The following is a 3042-nucleotide window of genomic DNA, read 5'->3' on the forward strand; positions in this document are numbered from 1 at the left end:
CACTCCTCCTACAAATGCAGTTCACGCTTCTGTTGACGCTCTACCTATTATCCTCTCTGGATAGCACTTTTACAAAACCGGGATGCTCCCCGCCAGTTCTTCCCAGTCAACTAAACAGTGAAGTCCCGCAGATGGTTTCATCCATTGTCATGAAACTATTAGCTAAAAATGCCGAAGACCGATATCAAAGTGCCTTTGGAGCAAAAGCAGACCTGGAAAATTGTTTGACCCAGCTACAAAATACTGGCAAAATAGAAAATTTTATGCCGGGGATACTTGACAAATCTGGTCAATTTTTGATTCCCCAAAAACTCTACGGCCGCACACAAGAAGTCGCTGATTTGATGGCATCTTTCGATCGAGTCAGCTTGGGAAAAACTGAAATGGTGTTGGTAAGCGGTTACTCAGGCATCGGTAAAACCTCAGTTATCAGTGAAGTTCACAAACCAATTGTACGCCAGCGGGGTTATTTTATTGCTGGCAAATTTGACCAGTTTAAGCGGGATATTCCTTATGCTGCAATAACTCAAGCGTTTGATTCATTGATACAGCAGTTATTAACAAAAAGCTCAGAAGAATTGGCAATTTGGAAAGAAAAGCTTTTGTCAAGGCTGGGTACAAACGGTGAAATTATTATTGATGTTGTCCCTTCTTTTGAACTAATAATTGGTTCGCAGCCTGCTGTTCCACAATTGGGACCTACAGAATCTCAAAATCGCTTTAATCGATTTTTCAAAGAATTCCTGAATGTCTTTGCCCAAGCAGAACACCCATTAGTTCTATTTTTGGATGATTTGCAGTGGGCCGATTTAGCTTCCTTAAAGTTGATTCAGGAATTAGTTACTGACCGGGATAGCCGATATTTTTTACTAATAGGAGCCTATCGAGATAACGAAGTAAATTCGACTCATCCGTTAGTTCAAACTGTCGAAAAAATTCAACAGACTGGTACTCAGGTGCATCCCATTATCCTCCCATGTTTAGATTTGAGCAGCGTAACTGAGCTGCTGTGCGATACTTTGGGTAATGAAACTGAAAAGTTAAAGTCTTTGAATGAGTTAATTTTTAATAAAACTGGCGGAAATCCATTTTTTATAACTCAACTTCTCTCAACTATTCACTCAGAACAACTGTTAGTTTTTGATTTCAGTGTTGGTGCATGGCAGTGGGACATCACGGAAATTGAAGCCGCTGGCATTGCCGATTACAGTGTCATTGAATTAGTTGCTCGGAATCTGAAACAACTGCCGGAGGAGACGCAGCAAGTATTAAAATTAGCTGCTTGTATAGGCAACCGTTTTAGTTTAGATAATTTGGCAATTGTGAGGGAAAAATCCGGCTCGGAAACGGCGGCGGATTTATGGGATGCGCTGCAAGCTGGTTTAATTCTGCCAATGAGCGATGCTTACAAAATTCCCCTGGTTGAGGGAATAGACTCCCAGCGGCAAGGGGACAGAGAAAAAGTTGCGATTCACGATCGATCTCAGGTATCCCAGGCTAAGAGCTCAATTTATTACAGGTTTTTCCACGATCGCGTACAGCAAGCCACCTATTCTCTGATCCCTGACTCCCAAAAACAACAAACCCACTTAAAAGTCGGCACCCTGCTACTGAATTCAACTCCGGCATCGGAGATAGCAGAAAATATCTTTGATATTGTCAACCAACTCAATATCGGGGTGGAATTCATCACAAATCAACAAAAGCGAGATGAACTAGCTAACTTTAATCTTATAGCTGGCAAGAAAGCTAAGAGTTCTGCCGCCTATGAAGCAGCGCTCAAATATTTTAATGCAGGTATAGAACTTCTACCAGAACAAGCTTGGGATATTCACTACAATTTAATCATGGAACTTCATCTCGAAGCGCTGGAATCGTCCTATATAAATACCGATTTTGAGCGAGCTTTCCAGCTATCAGATGTTATTATATTCCTTGCTAAAAATCTGCTAGAACAAGTCAAAGTTTACGAGCTAAAAGTGGTTTTCTACTTTAATCAAAATCAATTTCAAGCTTCCATAGATATAGCTATAAAAGCTTTAAAATTGCTGGGAGTTTACCTCTCTAAAAAACCGACTAAATTTAATATTATTATGGGGCTAATACGGACAAAATTAGCTGTGGGAAACAAAAAAATTGAGGATTTAGCGGATTTGGCACCAATGACTGACGCTAATAAAATTGCGGCTATACGGATTTTAACAAAAATGACTCCGGCGGCTTTTGTAGTGGCACCCAATATGTTCCCACCAATCGTATTTAAAATGGTTACACTTTCTCTGAAATACGGGAATGCGCCGCTGTCTAGTTTCGGCTATGCAAACTACGGTACGATGCAGTGTGGGGTGTTAGGCGATATGGATTCTGGGTACCGATACGGTCAAATGGCTCAGGCACTTTTAGAACGATTCAACACCAACTTGTACAACTCTCAAATTTCACTAATTTTTAATATTTTTATCCGTCCCTGGTCTGAACAGGTCAGGGAAAGTCTTATCGGTTTACTTGAGGGTATTCAGAGCGGACTAGAAACTGGAGATGTCAACAATGCTTGTTATTGTGCTAGTTTTTACAGCAATTATATATTTTTGAGCGGCGAACCTCTGGAGTCAGTCGAGACTAAGCAGAGTCAATATATTAAAATGTTGGTGAATTATAAGAATGAGTTTATGATCGATCAAGCCAGAGTTGGGGCGCAAGTAGTCTTAAATTTGCAAGGTAAAACAGCCAATTATAGTTTGTTAGTTGGCGAAAAGTTTAATGAAGAAACTATGCTGCCCGCTTTAAAGGAAAGTCAAAATAATTGGGTAATTTTTGTAGTTTATTTGTATAAATCATGGCTACATTATGTATTTAAAGATTATCCTAAATCGGTTGAAAATGCCAAGACAGCATCAAATTACTCTGAGGCTGTGATGTCCCTGATGTATGTTCCTCTCCACAATTTTTACTATTAGACATCTCCAAAATAGTAACATTTTGTGGTACAAGAAGATCGTAAAGCTTTTTTGAGACAGAAACATGAGCGACATCCTGAATCAT

The 3042-nt window shown here is 39.8% G+C and carries 1 protein-coding gene; it reads left to right on the forward strand.

From position 1 onward, the window contains the following. Positions 1 to 131: 131 nt before the first annotated feature. Positions 132 to 2957 (forward strand): ATP-binding protein, encoded by a 2826-nt coding sequence (locus E5S67_RS31560; protein ID WP_172193372.1) that lies wholly within the window; start codon positions 132 to 134, stop codon positions 2955 to 2957. Positions 2958 to 3042 lie beyond the last annotated feature (85 nt).

The organism is Microcoleus asticus IPMA8 (assembly GCF_013179805.1).
Lineage (GTDB): Bacteria > Cyanobacteriota > Cyanobacteriia > Cyanobacteriales > Microcoleaceae > Microcoleus > Microcoleus asticus.